The 23,347-nt window shown below is 61.3% G+C and carries 20 protein-coding genes; 11 read left to right on the top strand and 9 right to left on the bottom strand.

The genetic code is table 11. From position 1 onward, the window contains the following. Nucleotides 1–44: 44 nt before the first annotated feature. Together CWI66_RS05730 and CWI66_RS05725 are read right to left on the bottom strand one after the other, a co-directional pair. Entirely contained in the window at nt 45–1,496 is a 1,452-nt protein-coding gene (locus CWI66_RS05730; RefSeq protein WP_100731162.1) for a catalase, read from the bottom strand. 185 nt (nt 1,497–1,681) lie between these two features. Continuing rightward, entirely contained in the window at nt 1,682–2,713 is a 1,032-nt protein-coding gene (locus tag CWI66_RS05725) for a succinylglutamate desuccinylase/aspartoacylase family protein (RefSeq protein ID WP_100731161.1), read from the bottom strand. 199 nt (nt 2,714–2,912) lie between these two features. On the opposite strand from CWI66_RS05725, the gene CWI66_RS05720 reads away from it, so the two are divergent. Continuing rightward, a complete protein-coding gene (locus CWI66_RS05720; protein ID WP_100731160.1) occupies nt 2,913–3,524 on the top strand; it encodes a TetR family transcriptional regulator in 612 nt (203 codons plus the stop codon). A 61-nt stretch (nt 3,525–3,585) separates the two neighbouring features. After that, nucleotides 3,586–4,515: an alpha/beta fold hydrolase gene (locus tag CWI66_RS05715; protein WP_081137442.1), complete on the top strand. Its 930-nt coding sequence runs from the start codon at nt 3,586–3,588 to the stop codon at nt 4,513–4,515. Between the two features lie 6 nt (nt 4,516–4,521). Here CWI66_RS05715 and CWI66_RS05710 read toward each other — a convergent pair whose 3' ends face one another. The 5 genes from CWI66_RS05710 to CWI66_RS05690 all read right to left on the bottom strand — a co-directional run bounded on the left by CWI66_RS05710 (nt 4,522) and on the right by CWI66_RS05690 (nt 13,530). After that, entirely contained in the window at nt 4,522–5,196 is a 675-nt protein-coding gene (locus tag CWI66_RS05710; protein WP_081137441.1) for a hypothetical protein, read from the bottom strand. A 220-nt stretch (nt 5,197–5,416) separates the two neighbouring features. After that, on the bottom strand, nt 5,417–8,605 hold the full coding sequence (locus tag CWI66_RS05705) for an efflux RND transporter permease subunit (protein WP_100731159.1): 3,189 nt from the start codon (nt 8,603–8,605) through the stop codon (nt 5,417–5,419). Beyond that, nucleotides 8,605–9,885, bottom strand: coding sequence for an efflux RND transporter periplasmic adaptor subunit (locus tag CWI66_RS05700; RefSeq protein WP_100731158.1), 1,281 nt, complete (start codon nt 9,883–9,885; stop codon nt 8,605–8,607). Before CWI66_RS05700 ends, CWI66_RS05705 begins: the two co-directional genes overlap by 1 nt. 66 nt (nt 9,886–9,951) lie before the next feature. Further along, the gene (locus CWI66_RS05695; protein WP_100731157.1) at nt 9,952–11,424 is read right to left on the bottom strand and encodes a TolC family outer membrane protein; all 1,473 of its coding nucleotides are present in this window, start codon (nt 11,422–11,424) and stop codon (nt 9,952–9,954) included. A gap of 147 nt (nt 11,425–11,571) precedes the next feature. Next, complete coding sequence (locus CWI66_RS05690; protein ID WP_446718681.1) at nt 11,572–13,530, bottom strand: sigma 54-interacting transcriptional regulator; 1,959 nt, start codon at nt 13,528–13,530, stop codon at nt 11,572–11,574. 300 nt (nt 13,531–13,830) lie between these two features. Here CWI66_RS05690 and CWI66_RS05685 point away from each other — a divergent pair, with 300 nt between their 5' ends. The 5 genes from CWI66_RS05685 (at nt 13,831) to CWI66_RS05665 (ending at nt 17,932) form a co-directional block, all read left to right on the top strand. Then, entirely contained in the window at nt 13,831–15,249 is a 1,419-nt protein-coding gene (locus CWI66_RS05685) for a CmpA/NrtA family ABC transporter substrate-binding protein (RefSeq protein WP_100731156.1), read from the top strand. 2 nt (nt 15,250–15,251) lie between these two features. Beyond that, on the top strand, nt 15,252–16,109 hold the full coding sequence (gene ntrB, locus CWI66_RS05680; RefSeq protein WP_096922563.1) for a nitrate ABC transporter permease: 858 nt from the start codon (nt 15,252–15,254) through the stop codon (nt 16,107–16,109). Nucleotides 16,110–16,119: 10 nt separating this feature from the next. Then, nucleotides 16,120–17,076: an ABC transporter ATP-binding protein gene (locus tag CWI66_RS05675; RefSeq protein ID WP_100731155.1), complete on the top strand. Its 957-nt coding sequence runs from the start codon at nt 16,120–16,122 to the stop codon at nt 17,074–17,076. Then, complete coding sequence (cynS, locus tag CWI66_RS05670; protein ID WP_039176430.1) at nt 17,069–17,509, top strand: cyanase; 441 nt, start codon at nt 17,069–17,071, stop codon at nt 17,507–17,509. Before CWI66_RS05675 ends, cynS begins: the two co-directional genes overlap by 8 nt. Nucleotides 17,510–17,620: 111 nt before the next feature. After that, complete coding sequence (locus CWI66_RS05665; RefSeq protein ID WP_016914566.1) at nt 17,621–17,932, top strand: Nif3-like dinuclear metal center hexameric protein; 312 nt, start codon at nt 17,621–17,623, stop codon at nt 17,930–17,932. Between the two features lie 18 nt (nt 17,933–17,950). Here the strand turns inward: CWI66_RS05665 and CWI66_RS05660 are convergent, their stop codons facing one another. Further along, nucleotides 17,951–18,508, bottom strand: a complete 558-nt coding sequence (locus CWI66_RS05660; RefSeq protein WP_100731154.1) for an NUDIX hydrolase — start codon at nt 18,506–18,508, stop codon at nt 17,951–17,953. A 95-nt stretch (nt 18,509–18,603) separates the two neighbouring features. Between CWI66_RS05660 and CWI66_RS05655 the strand changes: the two genes are divergently transcribed. Genes CWI66_RS05655 through CWI66_RS05640 form a run of 4 tightly spaced genes read left to right on the top strand, consistent with a single transcriptional unit; the run spans nt 18,604 to nt 22,100 of the window. Next, nucleotides 18,604–19,275, top strand: a complete 672-nt coding sequence (locus CWI66_RS05655) for a CoA pyrophosphatase (protein ID WP_100731153.1) — start codon at nt 18,604–18,606, stop codon at nt 19,273–19,275. After that, a complete protein-coding gene (locus CWI66_RS05650) occupies nt 19,272–19,940 on the top strand; it encodes a 2OG-Fe(II) oxygenase (RefSeq protein ID WP_100731152.1) in 669 nt (222 codons plus the stop codon). Before CWI66_RS05655 ends, CWI66_RS05650 begins: the two co-directional genes overlap by 4 nt. A gap of 4 nt (nt 19,941–19,944) precedes the next feature. Continuing rightward, nucleotides 19,945–21,474 carry an ATP-binding protein gene (locus CWI66_RS05645; RefSeq protein WP_198517459.1) on the top strand — a complete coding sequence of 510 codons (1,530 nt, stop codon included), beginning with the start codon at nt 19,945–19,947 and terminating at the stop codon, nt 21,472–21,474. Next, nucleotides 21,474–22,100: a response regulator transcription factor gene (locus tag CWI66_RS05640; RefSeq protein WP_081195557.1), complete on the top strand. Its 627-nt coding sequence runs from the start codon at nt 21,474–21,476 to the stop codon at nt 22,098–22,100. The genes CWI66_RS05645 and CWI66_RS05640 overlap by 1 nt, the downstream gene beginning before the upstream one ends. Before the next feature lie 3 nt (nt 22,101–22,103). Here CWI66_RS05640 and CWI66_RS05635 read toward each other — a convergent pair whose 3' ends face one another. Beyond that, nucleotides 22,104–23,057 carry a L,D-transpeptidase family protein gene (locus CWI66_RS05635; protein ID WP_373294927.1) on the bottom strand — a complete coding sequence of 318 codons (954 nt, stop codon included), beginning with the start codon at nt 23,055–23,057 and terminating at the stop codon, nt 22,104–22,106. Nucleotides 23,058–23,347 lie beyond the last annotated feature (290 nt).

Below are 23,347 nucleotides of genomic sequence, written 5' to 3'. Positions count from 1 at the left end.
CAAACGCCCAGCGAGCTGATCGCTGGGCGTTTTCGTTCAAGAGGCTACTGTTCGCGAACGCCTTGCTCGATACGCTCTCCCACCTCCTGGTCGATATTGCGCCAATACTCGAACGCCCGGCCCAATACCGGCTCAGAGACGCCTCCCGAGAGATGCCCGACCACATTGGACACCAGCCGTTCGCGCTGGGCGTCGTCCATCACGTCGCGCACCAGCGCGTGGGCCTGGCGCCAGTCATCGTCATCTTTTCTGAGTGTGTAGGCCGTCCGTATGAATTGCCCGTCGGTCGACCACACGGCGTCTTCCGGGAAGCGCTGCCCATCTGCCTTGGGGCCACCCTTGCTGTTGGGTGCATAGGTAGGGTCGGTGGCGTGACGAATACGCATTGCGCCCCCTTGGCCATAGCTGTGCACCGGGCATTTGGGCGTATTGACCGGAATGTGCTTGTAGTTCACCCCCAGCCGAGCACGGTGCGCGTCGGCATAGGAGATCGCCCTTGCCAGCAGCATCTTGTCCGGCGACAGCCCCGTGCCCGGCACCATGCTGTTGGGCTCAAAAGCGGCCTGCTCGATTTCACTGTGGAAATCAGTGGGGTTCCTGTCCAGCGTCAGCTTGCCCACCTCGATCAGCGGGTAGTCGTCATGGGGCCAAATCTTGGTCAGGTCGAAAGGGTTGATGCGGTAGGTTTTGGCATCTTCGAAGGGCATGATCTGCATCTTCAAAGTCCAGGTAGGGTGATCCCCCCGCTGAATGGCTTCGAAGAGGTCACGACGGTGGTAGTCGGCATCGCTACCGGCCATCTGGTCGGCCTGCTCCTGGGTCATGCACTTGATGCCCTGGTCGGTCTTGAAGTGATACTTCACCCAAAACCGCTCGCCTGCCTCATTGACCCACATATAGGTATGGCTGGAATAGCCGTTCATGTGCCGCCACGTGGCAGGAACGCCCCGGTCTCCCATCAGCCATGCCACCTGGTGGGCCGACTCGGGCACCAGCGTCCAGAAATCCCACTGCATGTCGTGGTCTCGCAGACCGTTGTCAGCCCGGCGTTTCTGGGAGTGAATGAAGTGCTGAAACTTCATCGGGTCGCGAACGAAAAACACGGGGGTGTTGTTACCCACCATGTCGAAGTTGCCTTCCTCGGTGTAGAACTTGATGGAAAACCCGCGGGGGTCCCGCCAAGTGTCTGGGCTTCCGCTCTCGCCTGCCACGGTCGAGAAGCGGATCAGCACATCGGTCTTCTTGCCCGGCTGTAGAAAGCCAGCCTTGGTGTACTGGCTGACATCCTGAGTCACTTCAAAATGACCAAACGCCCCGCTGCCTTTGGCATGGGGCTGACGGTCAGGAATCATTTCACGGTTGAAAGCCGCCATCTGCTCCATCAGATAGTGGTCATGCATGACGATGGGACCATCGGCCCCTACCGAAAGCGAGTGCTCGTCGCTGGCAACCGGAATACCGGCTTCGTTGGTGGTGGAGTGCTGGTGACTACTCATGGCGCTTCCTCCTTGTCACATTCGACCAGACGCCGTTGCGTCGTTGGAAATGGCCCACAGCGCACGAGGCTTTCGCCTTTGCGCTGGCTGGCTCCCCCACAGGTATAGTCAACAAGCAGGCATATCGCCATCCATGGCGCCTTAACGTTGGCTATTGAAGCGATCAATATTTGCTATTAAAAAGCTCAATACAGGGAGTCGGGAGGCGGTTCCAGGCTGGATTGAAAGCTTTCGATGGCCGTCTCGGCTTCTTCTATCTCATCGAAACGAGCGATGTGATAAAGCGCTTCGCCTTCATTGGCCAGCGGCAGGCGGCTCATGCCAATCACGATGCCATCGGCCATGGCCAGCACTTCGCCCTCATCATTGCCGAAGGGGTCCGCTACCTTGCCCAGCACTTCGCCCTTGGCCACGCGCGCCCCCAGGCGCACCTGGGGCCGTAAAATGCCATCGATAGGCGCACGCGCCCAACTGGAGCCATTGGCCAGCTCGGCGGGGGCGGGGGTACGGCGGCGCTGCTCGCCACTCAGCATGCCCAAGCGGCGCATGACTCTGAGGATGCCTTTGACGCCAGGCGCAATCGCCCACTCATCGAAACGCAATGCCTCACCGGCTTCATAGGTCAGCACGGGAATGCCCAGGTTCTGCGCGTAGTGGCGCAGGCTGCCTTCCCGCAGTTCGGCATTCAGAATGACCGGGGCCCCAAAGGCATCGGCCATGCGCTCGGTTTCGCTGCCAGGGGTCAACTGCGCACGAATTTGCGGCAGGTTGGTGCGATGAATCGCCCCCGTGTGCAGGTCGATGATATGCGTCGCATGATCGACGATCTCATCTCTGAACAGCGCGGCGATACGCCCCCCCAGCGAGCCCTTTTCGCTGCCTGGAAAGCAGCGGTTCAAGTCGCGGCGGTCGGGCAGGTAGCGGGTCTGCTGCAAGAAACCGAAGACATTGACCACCGGCACGGCAATCAGCGTTCCGCGCAGGCTGTTGATGGACTTCGAGCGCAGTACGCGCCGCACGATTTCCACGCCGTTGATTTCATCCCCATGAATACCGCCACAGACCAGCATGACCGGCCCCTCCTTGCGGCCATGCACCACCTCGACGGGAATATGCAGCGGTGTGTGGGTGTAGAGGCGTGCCACCGGCACATCGATCTGTGACCGCTGGCCGGGCAACACCTCATGCCCGGCTAGCGTAAAAGGCGCTCGCCCCATGACAACTCCTCGATCAAGCATCGTGCAGTAGCTAAAAGGTTGGAAAACCTGATGTCTGACAACTCTATTTAGCATTATCCGACATCTTTGTTAACGCACGCCATGAAGTTCTGCGATTAACCATACACTTTTGAATGTAAAAAACCGACGAGTTCATATAAAATACGCCGCATACGTGTCGAGAGTGAGGTGAGGTTCCATGGCAAGAAAAACCAAAGCGGAGGCTGCGGCAACGCGCGAAGCGCTGCTGGATGCGGCTGAAGAGGTGTTTTTCGAAAAAGGCGTTGCTCGCACCTCGCTTGAGCAGATTGCCCGCCATGCGGGGCTGACCCGCGGCGCCGTCTATTGGCACTTCAAGAACAAGGGCGATCTGTTCATGGCACTGGTGGAGCGGGTGCGCATACCCTTCCAGTCATTGATCGATGAAGTCAATAACGCCGACCCACACGTCTCGCCGCTGGAAGCCATTCGCCTGGCCTGCCACGCGGGCTTGCAGCGTATCGAGCAACCTTCCCATCAGCGTATTCTGTCGATCCTGCTTCACCGCTGTGAATTCTTCAGCGATATCAACCCCATTGCCATGCAGGATGAAATCGGCGAAGAGTGCTTCGACGAAATGCTGCCGGTGTTCCAACTGGCCCAGCAACAGCAGGATATGCGCGAAGATATCAGCCCGGAAACGGCCACCCGTCTGATGCTGTGTACGCTCGGCGGCCTGTTTCATGATTGGCTGCGCACACCCGATGCTTTTTCTGTCTCCGAGCGCGGCGCAGAAATCATCGATACGCTGATCCGCATGATGCGCAAGTAAACGCTCTACTGCACCGCAGCATTGCATCTATACTACAGGCACCACATGACAGGAGCCGTGTATGGATGCCTTGGAGTTTGTACGCGTACGTGAGCTGGAGATTGCGGTTCGCATCTGGAACCCTGACGCCAAACGAACCCTGATTGCCTGGCACGGGCTGGCTCGCCACGGCGGTGATTTTGCCGCCCTGGCCCGCCAGCTAGGCAGCGAATGGCGCGTACTGGCCCCGGACACCCCAGGGCGCGGCCTATCGAGCTGGTCGCTGTTTCCCGCCCATGACTACCTTTACAGCCACTATGTCACCGTTGCCATCGCGCTGCTGGATCACTACCAGTTGGAGCAGGTGGACTGGCTGGGCACCTCCATGGGAGGGCTGCTTGGTATGCTGATCGCCGCCGACGAGCAACACGCAGCACGCATTGCGCGTCTGGTCCTCAATGACGTTGGGCCTGAACTCGACAAGGAAGGGCTGATTGCGCTGTCGAGCTACTTTGGCGTCACCCACCGTTTCAACAACTTTGCCAACCTGCAGGCAGAGCTGATCAAGCACTATGCCAGCTTCGGCATCACCAGCGAGGCGGAGTGGCGCGAGCTGGCGCTCAATAGCGCACGACGCCTGCCCGATGGCAGTTGGACCTACCACTTCGACCCCCGCATAGGCGAGCAGTTTATCCACGACACCCCCCGGGATACCTGGGCCGACTGGGCGAAGATTCGCTGCCCGCTCATGGTCATTCGCGGTGAAACGTCGGCTCTGCTGGCCGCCGAGACGCTGCCCAAAATGGCCGAGTCACAGCCATCGTTGGTGACCATGACCGTGCCGGGCTGCGGGCATGCGCCGATGCTCAACGACACCCAGCAGGTCAAACCCATACAGCGCTTTCTGACGACTCCGTTAGCCGCGCCGTCCACGGCGACACCTGCCCAGCCAGCTGGCACGTTCAGCCAGTGGCTGGCAGATGTGTGGCGTTACCTGAGAGGCGGTAGATAGGACTGGTTACGTCGGGTAGCCGTTGGGGTGATGCTTGTGCTGCAAACGCAGCCTGTTGAGACGTACCCGCGTATCCAGGTAGTCCTGCTCCATGACGCTGCGGTAGGCCCCTTCACTGGCCAGATATTTGACCAATACCCGGTGCTCACCCGGCTGGGGGCAATCCCCCGCCTTGCAATGCAAGCGCACCACGCTGTTTGGCTCATTGAGCAGCCGAGCAGTGGCACCGCCCTGCTGGTCTCGCTCGATCACCACCGCGGTAGCGCCCAGCAGGCAACGGCGCTGGAACGGCGGGTAGCGATGCAGCCCACGCTGCAGGGCGTGACACACGGCGGCCGCCAGCGGCGAAGCAACGGCAAAGGAAGCCCACAGCACCAGCACGCCCACGGGCACTCTCAACATGCCCAGCGGTAGCCAGCGTAGCACCAGTAGTTCGACGGCCAGCGAGATGGCGCCTGCCAATAGAACGAGCAGGCTCAGCGCCAGCGAGGCCGGCACGCCTGCAAAGCCCAGCGAGACGAGCGTGCTCGCCATGTGGTCATCGCGCAGGCTATCGCGTTCGAACAGCTCCAACGGCGCCAATCGCAACAACACCAGCAGCCAATAGAGCGTGCCCAGCACCAGCAACAGGGCAAAGACGATGGTTGGAAACTGCAGAGCAGCAGACATGAAGGTTTGCATGGCGTGTTCTCCTCCGGGCAAGCTGCCCGGTCTTGTTCTCGCCTGAGCCTATTGTCGACCATTATTGTGCTACTCAGGCTAAAACGATGGTCACTTTCAGCTTAGCTCATCTTAGCCATGTCAGTAGCTCGGGCATTGCCCCGTATCAGCCTTTGGCCCGACGCCCACAAAAAACGGGCACCCCGTGGGGTGCCCGTCTGGTGGATCGCTGGCGATCAGGTCAGGTCTGATCGTGACCCAGCGCCGCCTGCTCATCCTCCTTGCGTTCAGGATGACGCTTGCGGTAGAGCCAGTCAGAAACAGTGGCAATCATGGCGTAGAAACTGGGAATGAACAGGCTGCCCAGAATGGCGACGGACGCCATGCCCACGGCCACCGTGGTGCCGATATGGTGGCTACTGACATCACTGGCCCCGGTGGCCAGGGCCAGCGGCAGCGTGCCAAAGACGAACGCCAGCGAGGTCATGACGATGGGCCGGAAGCGCAGCTCGGCCGCCGTGATCGCGGCTTCACGAATCGTCTTGCCCTGCTCTTTACGCTGCAGCTCGGCAAACTCGACGATCAGGATCGCGTTCTTGGCCGCCAGCCCCACGACCACCAGCATACCGATTTGCACGTAGACACTGGTATCCAGCCCGCGCAGCACGATACCGCCAATCCCCCCGAGGAAGGCAAACGGGGTGGCCGTCAAGACCGCCAGCGGCAAGGACCAGCTCTCGTACTGGGCCGCCAGGATCAGGAACACCATCAGGATACCGAACACGATGGCCAGCATGGCGGTATTGCCCAGGTTGGCCTCCTGATACGCGGTACCGGTCCAGCCCATGCCCCAGTTCGGCCCCAGCGTTTCCAGCACGACTTCTTCCATGGCCGCGATGGCTTGCGCCGAGCTGTAGCCCGGAGCCGCCCCGCCCTGGAACTGCGCCCCGATGTACACCCCGAAGCGTGACACTACCGAAGGTCCTACCTGGCGCTCCAGCGTCACGAACTCGGATAACGGGATGCGCTCACCGTTGCCGCCCCGCACGTAGACATTGTTGATGTCTTCGGGGGTCTTGCGGAACTCGTCCTCGTTCTGCAGATACACCTGGAAGTTACGGTTCTGGTAGCTGAAGAAGTTGACGAAGCCATTACCAAAGGTATTGGAAAGTGCCGAAGAGATATTCTCCAGGGCCACGCCGTAGCTCAACGCCTTCTGCTGGTCGATCTCCGCCCGGAACGAGGGAACGTTCATGTTGAACGTGGAGAATACTTGATTCAGCGCAGGGTGCTGGTTCGCCGCCCCCATGATCTGCAGCGATGCTTCATACAGCTCACGGGGCGATGCGCCGTCGAAGGATTGCAGGTAGCCGGTGAAGCCCCCAGTGGTCGACAGCCCCATGATGGGCGGCACGTTGAAGGCCATGGCCGAACCACCGTCGATGCTGGCACCCAGCTGCATGATACGGCCCACCAGCTCGTTGGCGGTCAGGTCGCGCTCCGACCAGGGCTGCATGTTGACGAAAATGATCCCGCGTGCGGTGTTCACCGCGCTGGAGAGAATGTCATACCCCGCCACCGCCGAGGAGTACTGCACGCCGGGGATATCTTCAATGGCAGCACTTAGCTCGGCCATGTAGTTCTGGGTACGATCCAGCGAGGCAGCGTCCGGCAGCGACACGCTGACCAGCACGATCCCCTGGTCCGTTTCGGGCACCAGCGTGGAGGGCGTATTGGCATACAGCCAGTAAGAGCCCGCCCCTACCGCCACGGTCAGCGCCAGCGCCAGCACCCAGAAGCGCACCAGCTTCTTCACGAACCACATGTAGAGCGCCGTGAAGCCTGCGAAGAAACGATCGAACAGGCGCAGCGGCGTGGTAATCGCACGCTTGAAAGCGGACTGACGGGTCTTGTGCAGGTTGTGCTTGATGAAGATCGCGGACAGCGCCGGGGTGAAGGTCAGTGCCATCAGCGCCGACAACGCCACCGAGATCGCCACAGTAATCGCGAACTGCTGGTAGATCTGGCCCGTGAAGCCGCCCATGAAGGCCACCGGCACGAACACCGCCGCCATGATCAGCGACGTGGCGATGACCGGCCCACCGACCTCTTTCATGGCGCGAATGGTGGCATCGCGAACGCTGATATCGTCCTCTTCGCTGAGCACCCGCTCGACGTTCTCCACCACCAGAATCGCGTCATCCACCACGATACCGATCGACAGCACCAGCGCGAACAGCGTCAACAGGTTGATCGAAAAGTCGAACAGGTAGAAGCCGGCAAAGGTACCAATCACCGAGACCGGCACCACCGACATGGCGATGACCGTAAAGCGCCAGTTCTGCAGGAAGATGAACAGAATCACGATAACGATCAGGAACGCTTCGATGAACGTCTTGAGCACCGTCTCGACGGACGCATCGATGAACAGCGTCGTATCGTAAGGCGTCACGTACTCGAGCCCCGGCGGGAAGCGTTCAGCCAGATCTTCCATGGTCGCCCGCACCGAGTTGGCCGTTTCCAGCGCGTTGGCGCCCGGCTGCTGGTTGATGATGATGGGCGTCATGGTCGCGCCGTTCAACCGCGCATCCACGCCGTAGAAAGAGGCGCCCAGCTCGATCCGCGCCACGTCTTCCAGGCGCAGTGAAGAGCCATCGGCATTGGTGCGCAGGAAGATGTTGCGGAAATCATCCGGGCTGGAAAGACGCCCGCCAGCGGTAATGGTGTAGGTATAGGCACGCGGCTCGCTCTGGGGCGTCGCGGCAAGATTACCGGCCGGAATTTCGGTGTTCTGAGCGCGAATGGCACTGGCCACTTCGCTCGGGGTCAGGTCGTACTGAGCCAGCTTGTCGGGATCCATCCAGATCCGCATGGCAAACTCGCCGCCCCCCAGCACCTCGGCGTTGCCCACCCCAGGTACCTGGCGCAGCTCATCGAGAATGTTGAGCGTGGCATAGTTCTGCATATAGACGTTGTTGTAGTCACCGCTGGGCGAGGTCAGCGCGACCAGCATCAGAATGGAGTCGGAACGCAGCTCCACGGTGACACCCTGAGACTGAACGGCCTCTGGCAACTGGGACAAGGCCCCCTGCACGCGGTTATTGACGTTGATGGTATTGATATCGCCATCGGTACCAATATCAAACGCCACGCTCAGGCTCATGATGCCATTATCAGCACTGTTCGAGGTCATGTAGAGCATGTCCTCAACCCCGTTGATGGCCTCTGCCAGTGGTGCTGCGACGGTTTGTGCCACCGTTTCGGCATCAGCTCCGGGGAACTGTGCCGTCACTGATACCGTGGGAGGTACAACGCTGGGATACTGCTCGATAGGCAGTATCCGCATCGTCAGCGCACCCACCAGTGTCAGGATGATCGCCAATACAGTGGCGAAAATCGGACGACTGATAAAAAAATTGGAGAAATTCATTATTGCGCGCCCTCTTCCCCTTCCGCGGGCGCATCACCGGCGCCTTCGGACATCTCGGCAGCCGCTTCGGCCTGCTCCTGCTGTTCCTGCGCTTCGGCTTCTTCCACGTCATCGACCAGCTGTTCTGCATCGCCATCGAAACGCACCGGGTCGATCTCCATGCCCGGCTTGAGACCCGCCGGGTCACCTACCACAACGCGCTCGCCAGGTTCCAGACCATCCACGATGATCTGCCAGGGGCCAGCCACATCACCCAGTTGAACCGTCCGCTCACGCGCCTTGCTCTCGTCGTCCAGCACGAAGACACGGGGGCCCATCAGCCCCTGGGTAACGGCAATTTCAGGCACCGCGATGACGTCGAAGCGCTTCAAGCCTTCGAGGCGTACGCGCACGAACTGGCCCGGCAGTACTTCGCCATCGGGATTATCGAACGTGGCCGACGCTTGCACCGTACTGGTGCCGGTATCCACACGAGAGCCAAGGAAATTCAAGCGACCCGCCAGCTCATCGCCAGCGCTACCCGCTAACCCGGGCACGCTGAGATGGGCGGTGATGGAGGACATGTCACCGGCGCTTGCGGCCAACTGGCGACGCAGCTCGAAGGCATCGCGCTGGGGTAGCTGAAAGCGCACTTCCAGCGGGTCCAGAGGCGTGATGGTGGCCAGCTCAGTGCCTGACGTGACCAGGTTGCCCACGTTGACTTGGCTCAAGCTGATCATGCCCGAAACGGGCGCGGTGACGTTGGAGTAGCCCAGGTCCAGATTGGCACTGGTGAGCGCGGCTTCCGCCTGTGCCACGCTGGCCTGCGCGACCCGCTGCTCTGCCAGCGCCTGGTCGTACTGCTGGCGGCTGACCGAGTTCTGGCTCAGCAGCTGCTCGAAACGCTGCGCATCCCGCTGGGCGCGTGCCAGCTCTGCCCGGGCGCTCTGCAGGTCTGCTTCACGCTGGTTCACCGTGGCCTGGTACAAGTCCGGCTCGATGGTGTAGAGGCGATCTCCTTCCTCGACCATTTGCCCGGGTTCGAAATGCCGCTCTTCCAGAAAGCCGTTGACCCGCGCCACCAGCGTGACTTCACTGTCGCTACGCAGCAGCGAAGGATAGGACTTGTTGAGCGGAATGTCCTGACGGCTTACTTCAGCGACTTCCACCGCGTGGGGTGGCGCTTCCTGCTGCTGGCCCTGCGGCTCCTGGGACGGCTGTTCCTGGCCACAAGCGGTCAGCGCCAGCACGGCGATCAGCGTCACCAGGCTCGCCCGGGTGGAGTGCATCACTCTTTTCATGCGTCGAATTCCCATTCATTTTTTCTGTACGTTGACGGATCGCAGGCGTGCCCCCATTGGCCGCGCTCAGGCGCCTGGGGTAGGAGGAGCACCAATGTCCATCGCGCGCTGGTAAGTATCAGGCGCGTTGCTTTCAGGCAGGGTGAAGTTGACGCTGTCACCGGTCAGCCAGGCATTGACTTCCTCGATGGCCGCCACGTCCAGCATGCCCGACTGCTGGCGCAGCGACATCAGATTCACCACGTAGTCGTAGCGCGCTTCGGCGTAGCTGGCGATGGCGTTATAGAGGTTCTGCTCGGCATTCAGCACATCGACGATATTGCGGGTACCCACCTCGTAGCCTGCGCGCGTTGCTTCCAGAGCGCTGCGGGTAGACACGATGGCCTGGCGGCGAGCATCCACGGTTTCCACGTTATTGCTGACCTGGGTGTACAGCGAGCGCACCTGTTGGATCGTGGTGCGCCGCTGGGACTCGAAGTCGTACTGGCTACTTTCGAGCTGGAAGGTGCCCTGGCGGATACGCGCACTGGTGCTGCCACCGGTGTAAATCGGCAGGTTGGCGGAAACGCCTACCTGGCTAGAAGAGTTGTAGCCACTGACCACATCGCTGTCGCTGTCCGAGTATTGATAGTTGGCGAACGCCTGCACGGTGGGTAGACGCCCTGCCCGGGCGACTTCCACACCGGCCCGCGACAGCTCGATGCCTGCCCGCTGGGCCAGCACCTGCGGGTTGCGCTCCAGTGCCTGGTCGACCCAATAGTCACGGTCGGTGGGCGCAGGTAGCGCAATCGGCATGGCGTCGCCCAAGGCATCGATGTTGGCGTAACGCTGCCCGGTCAACTGCTCCAGCGCTTCGAACGCCACTTGCAGGCTGCTCTCGGCGGCAATGCGGTCGGCCCGAGACTGGTCGAAGCTGGCCCGCGCCTCCTCCACTCCGGTAATCGCAATCAGCCCGACCTCGAACTGCTCGCGAGCCTGCTCCAGCTGGCGGCCAATGGCGCGCTCTTGCGCCTGACGCGCTTCCAGAACCTCATGGGCACGCAGAATATCGAAGTAGGCGCTGACCACGTCGATGAGCAGCTGCTGTTCCGTCGCGGCCAGCAGGTAAACCTGCTGATCGATCTGGCGCTCGGCCTGGTTGAGTTCCTGGCGCGTCACGGCATTGAACAGCGCCTGGGTCGCTTCCAACGACAGCGATGCGGTGTTGTAACGGTCATCGCTGACCCCCACCGCGGCCTGGTCGGCACCCACGCCGACGCCCGCTCCCCGCGCAGAACCCTGGCTTTCGTACTGCTGGTTGTGCACGACGCTCCCGGAAGCATTCACTTGGGGCAGCAAGCCGCCGCGCGCTACGTCCCGGCCCGCCTCTACGCCAGAAAATTCGGCGCGTGACGAGGCAAGGGCGGCGTTGTTGTTCAACGCATCACGGGTGATGGTGATCAAGTCAGCCGCCTGGGCAGGCAGAATGAAGGAGGAGGTCAGCACGGCCATTAGCAAGGGGCGTAAAGGGGCATTGACTGCCCAGTGTGCTAGTCGCATGGGATTGCCTCTAGGTGTCAACGTTGGAAGACGCGCGGCGCCAGCCTGAAAGAGTGGGCATTATAGTTACATTCATGTATGTATGCCAGCCTTGAACTTGGCGAATTTGTGTGTACAAAGCGCCTACCCAGCCCAAGCCCTTTTACCTTAGTCCAATGCACCGTTGGTGGGGGGCTTTTTACGCTCACGGCGCTTGAATTGCCGAGGGTCGATGCCCCATTTTTGCAGCCGGGAGGCCAGCGTCGTGGGCTTGATCCCCAATAGCTCCGCCGCCCCACCCGCGCCAGAGATCTTGCCCTGTGTCGCTGCCAGCGCCTTCAGCGCATTGTCCCGCTGGCGCTGCTGTAGCGCCTGTTCGGTCATCGGCGTTTCGGCAAGGGGCTCGGCGCCCTTGTCACGCTCCGCCATGACCTGCCCCGGCACACTGGGCTCCGGCGGCAACAGGTCGTCGAAGCAGAGCCGGCGGTCCTGGGTCACGATCACCTGTCGTTCGATGACGTTTTCGAGCTCGCGGATATTGCCAGGCCATGGATAGCGGGTCAGCAGCTCCAATTGGGCGGGAGGAATACGCACGCCCGGCTTGTTGAACTTCAAGCAGGCGCGGTGCAGAAAATGTCGCGCCAGCAAGGGCACGTCCTCGATGCGCTTGCGCAGCGGCACTGAATCGATGGGAAACACGTTGAGCCGGAAATAGAGATCCTCTCGGAAATGCCCGGCGTCGATCATCTCTTTCAAATCACGGTTGGTGGCCGCAATCACGCGCACGTCCACCTCGCGGGTGCGGTTGTCTCCCACTCGCTCGAACTGCTGATCCTGCAATACGCGCAGCAGCTTGCTCTGCAGCTCCAGCGGAATTTCTCCTACCTCGTCAAGAAACAGCGTGCCGCCGTGGGCCAGCTCGAAACGCCCCGGACGATCCTGCATCGCCCCGGTAAAGGCCCCTTTGACATGGCCAAAGAACTCGCTTTCGAACAGATCTCGCGGTATGGCGGCACAGTTGACCCGAATCAGCGGCCGGTCGCTGCGCCCACTCCCAGCATGAATGGCCCTGGCGATCAGCTCCTTGCCCGTGCCGGACTCACCGCTGATCAAGACGTTGGCCCCGGTCGGCGCCACCATGGCAATCTGCTGGATCAATTTGGCCACCGCCGGGCTGTTGCCCACGATATTGCGGTGATTGACCTCTGCCTTGATCTCCTCCTGAAGGTATTCGTTCTCCAGCTCCAGCCGCCGTTTCAGCGACTCGACCTCCTCCAGGGCATCGCGCAGCTGCTGCTCTGCCCGTTTGCGTTCGCGGATATCACGAAACAGCACCACGGCCCCCACCAGCCGCCCCATCTCGAAAATGGGGGTGCTCGTATACTCGACGGGAATCGCCTCACCGTTCTTGTGCCAGAACACTTCATCGTCGACGTGGTGCACCTGGCCATCGCTGAACGAGGCATGGATGGGGCACTGCTGCACCGGGAAATGCGAGCCATCGGCATGGGTATGGTGAAACATCAAATGCGCATCGTGGCCCACCATATCCTCGGTGCTCCAGCCCAGAATGCGTTCGGCCGCTGGATTGACGAAAGTGGTTCTGCCCTGCGCATCCAGCCCGTAGATGCCCTCTCCGGCGGCGCTGAGAATCAGCTGGTTCTGCCTTTCGATTCGCTCGAACACCTGCTCGACGCGCTGCCACCCTACATCCCCCTGGCGATGCTGACGCCCCAGCTCGGCGCGGGCGCGCCGCTGCTCGGCCTTCTGCCGGTCGATCAGGGTCAATAAGAGCCGCGGGGGGTCCGGCAAACGCTCACCGAAGACTTCTACCCGGCGTGGCTGACGCACGCTGTCCAGCACCACCAGGTCATCCGACCACGCCTGCCCGGTAGTCAATACCTCATCGGTAAAGCTGACCCACAGCGGCAAGGAGGCACTCAACCGATGGCTGAACGGCGACGCCCGCCAATCGCCCTCTTCCAGCATCAACAGTTGGCAGGCCGCCGCATTGGCAGCCACCAGCTCATCGGCCAGCGGGTCGACCACTAGCATGGCCAGCGGGGCATGGCTGGCCATGAGCTTGAGCGACGGCTCGCTCATCAACGGCTCGGTCGTCATGGGCATGGGGGGCATCTGCATCTCCTGGCGATGGCGGCGACATACCCACTACCCATACAAACAACGGGCCAATAACGATATTTCGTCATTTAAACAACGAAATATCGTTATTAACGAAAAATCGTTGTTTTCAAGCATGGCCTCCAAGATTCCACCAAACACCACAACTTATTGAATTTATGAATCTTTAAACAAAACGAACGGTTGTGGCACACAAGTCGCACTACCGAAACAGTGCCGCAACGCTCTGTTTCGCACCAAGACGGCGCAGCTAGAAGCCCATTTGCTCCTGAGAGGTGAACGCCCATGAAAGAGAACAATGACCACAGCAGTCTCGGCAACCCTTTCGATCACCGTCAATCGCTGATCCATGGCCGCCAGTGTGATTGCCACCAGTGCCACCCTGCCCGCCCCAGCGTACCTTCCCATCAGGCCACCCTGGCCGGTGGCGAAGCGCCGCCCAGCAATGCCGAACAGATCATGGATCGGGTGGTGGAGAGCGCGCTGGTTCGTGGCATCTTTGGCCATAGCGACATGCACCGCCGGCAATTCATGAAGCTGGTGGGTGGCGGCACCGCGGCGGCTGCCCTGGCCACGCTGCTGCCCATGGAGTCGATCAAGGCGGCGGTCAAGGAGAACCTCGGCCCGCTGGAGAAAACCGAGCTGGACATCGGCTTCATTCCGATCACCTGCGCCACGCCCATCATCATGGCCCACCCCATGGGGTTCTATGAGCGTTACGGCCTGAACGTCAATGTGATCAAGACCGCTGGCTGGGCGCTGATTCGCGATAACTCGCTGAACGACCGGTACGATGCCGCTCACATGCTCTCCCCCATGCCGTTGGCCATGAGCCTGGGGGCAGGTTCGACCCAGCGGGCCTTCGTGACGCCTGCCATCGAGAACGTCAATGGGCAAGCCATCGTGCTGCACAACGACCACCAGGACAAGCGTGACCCGCAGCAGTGGAAAGGCTTCACCTTCGGCGTGCCCTTCGAGTACTCCATGCACAACTTCCTGCTGCGCTACTACGTGGCCGAGCATGGCCTGGACCCGGATCAGGACATTCAGATTCGCGTCATTCCGCCCCCCGAAATGGTCGCCAACCTGCGCGCGGGCAACATCGATGGGTTTCTCTCCCCCGACCCGTTCAATCAGCGCGCCGTGTTCGAGCGCATCGGCTTCATCCACCTGCTCACCAAGGAGATCTGGGACGGCCACCCGTGCTGCGCCTTTGCCACCAGCGCTCGCTTTGCCCAGCAAAACCCCAACACCTACGGCGCGCTGCTGCGGGCGATCATCGATGCCACCCAATACTCGTCCGACCCGGCCAACCGTTCGGAAATCGCCGAGGCCATTGCCCCGACCAACTACCTGAACCAGCCGGTCACGGTGATCGAGCAGGTGCTGACAGGGCGCTTTGCCGATGGCCTGGGCAATGTTCAGAACGTGCCGGACCGGATCGACTTCGACCCCTTCCCCTGGCACTCCATGGCCGTCTGGATCCTGACCCAGATGAAGCGCTGGGGCTACATCGAGGGCAGCGTCGATTATCAGCAGATTGCCCGGGATGTCTTTTTGGCCAGCGAAGCACGCACGGTGATGAACGAGCTGGGCTACGACGCCCCCGAAGAGACCTCGCGCAACTACCAGATCATGGGCAAGACCTTCGACTACACCGACCCCGAAGGGTATCTGGCCAGCTTTGATATCCGCAGGAGCTAATCATGGACCGCACCACTACCGACTGGAACATCAGCCTGAACGTGCGCGCTGGCTTGTTAGCCTTCGTCCTGCTTGCCGTGCTGCTGGGGCTATGGGAAGGACTCGACCGCTCGCCGCTGCTGGGCGGCACGGAAGAGCTGAGCGAGTACGAACTGCTGCTGGGCGGGGCCGATGAAACGGCCCGCGTTCCCCCGCCGTCGGCGATTTTCGAGCGGGCATGGGAGCAGCTTTCCAACCCTTTCTATGATGCAGGCCCCAACGACAAGGGGATCGGCATCCAACTGGGTTACTCCCTTTACCGCGTGCTCAGCGGCTATCTCATGGCCGCCGTGGTAGCGATCCCCATCGGCTTTCTGATTGGCATGTCACCGCTGGCGTATAAAGCGCTCAACCCGTTTATTCAGGTCTTGCGGCCGATTTCTCCCTTGGCCTGGATGCCTCTGGCGCTGTTCATCATTCGGGATGCCGAAGCGTCAGCCATCTTCGTGATCTTTATCTGTTCCATTTGGCCGATGCTGCTCAATACCGCCTTTGGCGTGGCCGGTGTGCGCAGCGACTGGGTGAACGTGGCACGCACCCATGAACTGTCGCCGCTGCAAACGGCCTTCAAGGTCATTTTGCCCGCCGCGGCCCCGACCATTCTGACCGGCATGCGTATCTCCATCGGTATTGCCTGGCTGGTCATCGTCGCCGCAGAAATGCTCGTGGGTGGTACCGGCATCGGCTACTACGTCTGGAACGAGTGGAACAACCTGGACCTGACCAGCGTGATCTTTTCCATCCTGATGATTGGCGTCGTCGGCATGCTGCTGGATATGTCGCTGGGCTATGTCGCCCGTTTCGTCACCTACGCCGAATAAGGAGCCTGTCATGAGTCATGCCTTTGTAGAGGTGCAGAAGGCCGCCAAACGCTTCCCCGGCGCTGGCAAGGACGCTGCACCGCTCACGGTCTTCGAAGACATCAGCTTTCAGCTCAAGAAGGGCGAGTTCGTCTGCATCATCGGCCACTCCGGCTGTGGCAAATCCACCATCATGAATGCGCTGGCCGGGCTGGATCAGTTCTCCGAAGGCTCCATGGTCATGGATGGCAAGGAGATCCATGGGCCGAGCCTCGAACGTGGCGTGGTATTTCAAAACTACAGCCTGCTGCCCTGGCTCACTGCGCTGGACAACGTGCGCTTTGGCGTACGTGCCCGCTGGCCCGCCTGGAGCGAGCACGAAATCACCGAGCACAGCATGAAATACCTGACCCTGGTGGGCTTGAAAGAAGTGGTCGGCCGCAAGCCCGCCCAGCTCTCTGGCGGCATGCGCCAGCGGGTCAGCATCGCGCGTGCGTTTGCCACCAAGCCCAAGTTGCTGCTGCTGGATGAGCCCTTTGGGGCCCTGGATGCCCTCACCCGCGGCGTCATCCAGGACGAACTGGTCAAGATCTGGAGCCAGGACCAGCAGACCGTGTTCATGATCACCCACGACGTGGACGAAGCCATTCTGCTGGCCGACCGTATCTTCCTGATGACCAACGGCCCCCAGGCGCGGATTGCCGAAGCGGTCGAAATCGACCTGCCACGGCCGCGCCAGCGGGCGGAGATCGTCAAGCATCCCCACTTTTATACGATTCGCAACTACCTCGTCGACTTCCTGGTAAACCGCTCCAGTGAGCTACGCACCCAGGAGTCCGACGGCAAGGGCCTGCGCTACCCCACACCGGTCAACCCCGTGACCCTGGCAGAAGGCAGCGCCTCGCCCGACTCCACCCCGGCACCCAAGAGCGTGCCGCCCCAGGAAAAGCTGGTCACATTTACTCCCAAGGAGATCCGTCATGGATAAGCTTGAAATGCGTCACACCCTTCTCGCCGCCAAGGCACGCAAGCAAATGAGCTGGGACGAGATTGCCAGCGCGGTCGGCATGTCACCGGTCTGGGTGGCGTCAGCCTGCTACGGCATGAACAGCGCCAGTGCCGATGTCGCCCATAAACTGTGCGACGTGCTGGAAGTCGATGGCGACGTGGCCACCGCGCTGACCGCCTTCCCCACCAAGGCATGGGATGAGGCCATTCCTCAGGACCCCTTCATCTACCGCCTGTACGAAGTGGTCGGCGTTTACGGTGAAACCCTCAAGGATGTCGTGCAGGAGAAGTTTGGCGACGGCATCATGAGCGCCATCGACTTCACCATGGAGATGGAAAAGATCGAAGACCCCAAAGGCGACCGCGTGCTGCTCACCCTGAACGGCAAGTTCCTGCCTTATAAATCCTGGTAAGCCAGCGACAGGGCACCGCCCCCTGACAGGGTGGCGGTGCCCAACCTACCGCCAAATCGCGTATCATGTGGCCCTCTGCTGACTTTCGCCGCTCAAAAAGGGGCATGATCCATGTATAAACTCGCTTTTTTTGTTCCTGTCGACCATGTCGAGAGCGTCAAGCGCGCCGTGTTCGACGCGGGTGCGGGGCGTATCGGTGATTATGAGCACGTCTGTTTCCAGACCCGCGGCACCGGCCAGTTTCGGCCGATGGAGGGCGCCGAACCGCATATCGGTCAGGTAGGCACCCTGGAAAGGGTGGAAGAGTTCAAGGTGGAGCTGGTCTGTGACGACGCGCACATCCAGGCGGCCATTGCCGCCCTCAAGCTGGCCCACCCCTACGAAGAAGTGGCCTACGACGTGTGGCAGCTGGCCAACCTGTAGGCGCTCCCCCCTGCCCCATCAGGCACTGCCGAAGTAGCGCTCGCGGTCTTCGGGTGTGATCTTGCTGATGTGCAGCGGAAACTCCGCCTGCTGGCGATCTTCGAAGTAGTGCCGCAGGGTCCGCTCGATGGTAGGAAAGGCCAGCGCGTCCCAAGGGATTTCGTGCTCTTCGAAAAGCGCCACCTCCAGGCTTTCTGGTCCGGCACTGAAGCCACCCACCAGGTCGGCACGAAAAATCATGTAGACTTGATTGATGTGCGGCAGGTCGATCAAGGTGTACAGGTCTCCCAGCACGACTTCGGCGAAGGCCTCTTCCCAGGTCTCCCGGGATGCGGCCTGCTGCGTGGTTTCGGCGTTTTCCATATAGCCTGCCGGCAGCGTCCAATACCCTTTGCGCGGCGCAATGGCGCGTTTGCACAGCAAGACCTTCGAGCCGCTCACCGGCAGCGTACCCGCCACAATGCGCGGATTCTGGTAGTGAATGGTACCGCAGGCATCGCACAGGTAGCGGGGGCGGTCATCTCCGTCAGGCACCGCAAAGCGGACTTTTTCACCACACTGACTACAAAAGTTCATCGCGTTTTCTCTATGGCTGGAAGGGCGAGCTATCAACGCGCTTGACGCTGATCGTCATGGCTGGGTAAAAGAGAACAAAGTCACGGGAATCCCCTATGTTAGAGAAACTGCGCAAACAGCTGCAACTGCATACGCCTCAACGGCTGGACCACGTTACTCTGCCAGAGGCCGCCGTCTTGATGCCCATCGTCGAGCGGCCATCGCCGACGCTGCTGTTTACCCGCCGCGCGGGCCACTTGACTACCCACAGCGGCCAGGTCGCTTTCCCCGGCGGCAAGCGTGAAGCCACCGATGCAGACCTCTACGCCACCGCACTGCGGGAGGCTCAGGAAGAGATTGCGCTAGCACCGCAGGCAGTGCAGCCGCTGGGGCGCCTGTCCGATGTGATTTCGCTGCACGGGATACGGGTCACCCCCTGGGTAGGCCTGATCCCCCCCGACCTGCCATTGGTGGCAGACCCGGCGGAGCTGGATGCCATTTTCGAAGTGCCGCTCAGCCACTTTCTGGAGGACCAGCGCACCCATACCGATGTCATCACCGTGGATGGCGTCGCTCACTACGTGCCCAGCTACCGAGTAGACAGCCACGTGATCTGGGGGCTCTCGGCCATGATGCTGGTGGAGCTGCTGGCCGAAGGGTTTGGCATGGACATCGACCTTTACCGCCGCCCGGTCGGCGCCTTGCGCCACTACCCCGAACGGCGCTCTCCTCAGCGCCCAGCCACCGTCAATCGCAACGACAAGCCAGTCACGAGACACACCAAATGATCGCTTCCATGGAAACCCGCCCCCATGCTCTTGCCCCCGATGCCCACGTGGCTCTGGTCGACGCCCTGGTGGAACAGGGCTGGTACGTGGGCCAAGGGGTCATCGACCCGGCCCTGTGCCAGGCGCTGCAAGGCGAGCTGCTGCACCTGGCAGCCCACGATGCGCTCGATGAAGCAGGCATTGGGCGTGGTCAGCAGCACCTGCTGCGCAAGGATATTCGCGGCGACGCCATCCACTGGCTGGACCGTGAAAGCGAAGCCCAGCGGCACTATCTCGATGCCATGGCCGAGCTGCAGCGCTCGTTGAATCAGGCGCTGTTTCTTGGCCTGTTCGAGTACGAGGCGCATTTTGCCCACTACCCTGCCGGGGCGTTTTACCAACGCCATCTGGATAGCTTTCGCGGGCGGGCCAATCGCGTCATCTCGACCGTCGGCTACCTCACCCCCGACTGGCCCGCCGATGGTGGAGGCGAAATGGTCATCTACGACCCCGAAGACCCCAGCCGGGAAGTAGCCCGGGTCGTACCCGAAGCGGGAACGTTTGCCTGCTTTTTATCGGAAACCATCCCTCACGAAGTGCTGCCCACGCGCCTGCCGCGCACCAGCATTGCTGGCTGGTTCCGCCGCAATGCCTCGCTGGGTGGCGTACTGGACCCCGCGCGATAATGCCATGACCACGCCGCTGGAAGCCCGCCTGCAAGCAGAAATCGCCTCGTTACAGGCGCGCAATGCCGCCCTGGAAGAGGAGAAGCGCCACTACCAGTGGCTGGCGGAAAGCACCACCGACCTGATCTCTCGGCATGCCCGCGACGGCACGTTTTTGTATGCCTCCCAAGCCGCCCGCGACCTGCTGGGGTACGCGCCCGAGGAGTTGATTGGCGTCTCGGCTTATCAGCTCTTTCATCCCGCCGACCTGAGCGCGCTGCTCAACAAGTCACCACGGGTTTATTACCATGATGGGTTCTACCAGCAGACCTATCGCTTTCGCGCCAAGGCGGGCCATTACGTGTGGTTTGAAACCACCAGCCGGACCCGACGAGACGCCAACACGGGGGAGCTGCTGGACATTCTCTGTGTCTCACGGGACGTGGGGCGGCGCATCGAAGCCGAAGCCACCCGAGAACGCCTGGCGCAGGTGGTCGAGTCCACCACCGACTACGTGCTGTTTCTGGGGCCCGACCAGCGGGTATTCAGCGCCAATGAAGCCGCTCGGCGCTGCCTGGCACTGCCCGACGAGGCCCTGCAAGCTCCCCTGGAGACCGTATACTCCTGCGAGTCGCTGCGGCTGCTCCGGCAGGTGGTCTTTCCTGCCGTCGAGCGTTACGGTTCATGGAGCGGCGAGCTGGAGATACGCGCACCAGATGCCCTGCTGCCCGTGCTCAGCGTCGTGTTGGCCCACCGTGCTCAGGGCGCCGAACCCGGCCACTACGCGCTCATCAACCGCGATATCAGCGCGCGCAAGCAGGCCGAAGCGCAGGCGCGCCGCCATCAGGAGCACATTGCCCATGCCAACCGGCTAGCGGCCGCGGGTGAGCTGGCGTCCAACATTGCCCACGAATTGAACCAACCGCTGGGCGCCATCGCCAACTACGCCAGCGGCGCGCTGATGCAGTGCCAGCAGCAACCTGCCCCCTCTGCCGAAGAACTGCGCCTGCCGCTGGAACGTATCAACCAGCAGGTCGAACGCCTGGCGCAACGTTTGCGACATCTGCGCAGCTTCGTACGCAAACGCAGCCATCGAGTGCATCCGGTCGCGCTGGCTCCGGTGATCGAGGCGGCCTGCCAACTCTGCGAGTGGCAGTATCAGCAGGCTGCCATTCCTTTGCAGCGCCAGCTACCCGACGAACTCCCCAGGGTCTATGGCGACCCCATCGCGCTGGAGCAGGTGCTGGTCAACCTGCTACTGAATGCACTGGCCGCCAGCCGTGAGATGCCCGACCGCCCCGCCGTGGTCATCACGGTTCGACCCAGCGGGCATCGCCAGCTAACGCTGAGCGTTGAAGACCAAGGGCCAGGCGTGCCCGATACCCAGCGCCCACACATCTTCGATGCCTTCTACACCACTCGGGACGATGGGCTGGGCATGGGTCTGGCCATCAGCCGAACCTTGCTGGAAAGCATGGGCGGTGCCCTGACGCTTCGCGACTGCCCCCAGGGGGCTTGTTTTGAAGTACTGCTACGTACGGAGACAGACGTTTGATGGAACCTCCCCTTTCCACCATTGCCGTGGTCGATGACGACACCGACCTGCGCGAATCGCTGGTATGGCTGCTGTCGTCGGTCGGCCTGACTGCCCAGCCCTTTGCCAGCGGAAACGCGTTTCTGGCGGCCCAGCGCGATCACATAGCCGTCCTGCTGCTGGATGTGCGCATGCCCGGCCTCAGCGGCCTCCAGGTACAGCAGGCGCTGTTGGATCAGCAGGACACCCTGCCGATCATCATGATGACCGGCCACGGCGATGTTCCCATGGCGGTGGCCGCCCTGAAAGCCGGGGCGTTCGAGTTCATCGAGAAGCCCTTCAACCACCAGCAGATCATCGAAATCGTGCAGCGAGCCCTGGAACACGCTCGCCAACGGCATCAGGCACAGGCGCAAGTGGCTAGCCTGAAGGCGCGCTACAGGTCGCTCAAGCCGAAGGAGCAGCAGATCATGACCCATGTGGCTCGCGGGTTGACCAACCGGGAAATTGCCGAACACATGGAGGTGAGCCCTAAAACCGTGGAAGTCTATCGGCTGAGGGCCATGAAAACGATGCAGGCGGGCAATGTGGCAGACTGGGTACGTCAGGCGGTAGCGCTGGGCCTGGTGGCCGCGCTACCGCCCTGAGCATTAGCTGAGGGGGACGATTTGACCATTGGCCTCTTCGAGCACGCGGCCAACCTGCTCGTAGTTGGCACTGCCCTGGCCGTTATGCTCTTCGATCAGGCCAATCACATTCAGCAGGGTGTCCATGCCGAAAGCCTTCTCGTCGGTAGAGGAAAATGCCTGAATATAGGCATTGCCCTGCTCGCTCCAGCCCAGCTTGATGGGGGCATCGATGATATTGACCTGAGTGCCGACAGGCACGCGCCAGAAGATCGACTCGATATCGTCCCCGTGCATCCGGATACAGCCTCGGCTAGCGCGCATACCGATGCCGTCCGGCTGGTTGGTCCCGTGAATCAAGTAGCCCGGTATATCGAGCAGAATGGCGAACTGCCCCAGCGGGTTATCAGGGCCCGGAGGCACGACAGCCGGTGGCGGGTCGCCCCGCTCGGCGGCCTCACGACGAATGGACGCCGGCGGATACCAGGCAGGATTTTCGAGCCGCATGGTGGTCTTGGTAATCCCCAGAGGCGTATTGTAGGCATCGCGCCCAATGCCGATGGGGTAGGTCTCGACCACGGCAGGCTCGCCAGCCGCTGCCTCGGGATAGTAGTAGAGGCGCAGTTCAGCGACGTTGATCACGATGCCGGTACGCGGCTCGTCAGGCAGAATGAACTGGCCGGGAATGGTCACCTCGGTACCTTCGCCAGGCACCCAGATACTGACATCCGGGTTGGCCATGCGGATCTCCTCGTAGCCCACGTTGTGAGCCTGGGCGATATCCAGCAGCGTATCTTCATTGCTGGCCGTGACCGTGTAGATCTCGCCAATCATGTTGCCTGTTTCGGGCAGCAAAAAGTGCCCTTTGGGAAGCTCGCTGGCATTGGCCAACGCGCTGGTCGCCAGCAGCCAGGCGCTGACCGCCAGACTGCCTAAACAGGAGCGCTTGAGCCGTCTGCTGGCAGGATAATGCGTCATGGTCGTCATGGGTTCTCCTTTTTTACAGCTAATATGCCGACTGGCTAGCGGTGGGTCAATCCGACAGACTGTCGCATGGGCAGGCGTTCTCACCTCTTTAATACCAACACTTGAAAACCTAGATTCATAGAATAACCGCAGCACTTTGGATCTCAAGGTAGAAGCAGGAGGGCCAGCGCCGGTACTCTCTCTGCTTTACCGACCAAAGTGAAACAGAGCATGGCATACCGACAGCTGACCCAGACCCAACGATACCAGATTCACGCTTACAGGTGTGCAGGCATGAGCCA

Source organism: Halomonas sp. 141 (genome assembly GCF_002810305.1).
Lineage (GTDB): Bacteria > Pseudomonadota > Gammaproteobacteria > Pseudomonadales > Halomonadaceae > Vreelandella > Vreelandella stevensii.
The sequence above is the reverse complement of the archived record's forward strand: the minus strand, read 5'-3'. Positions and strand labels throughout refer to the sequence as shown.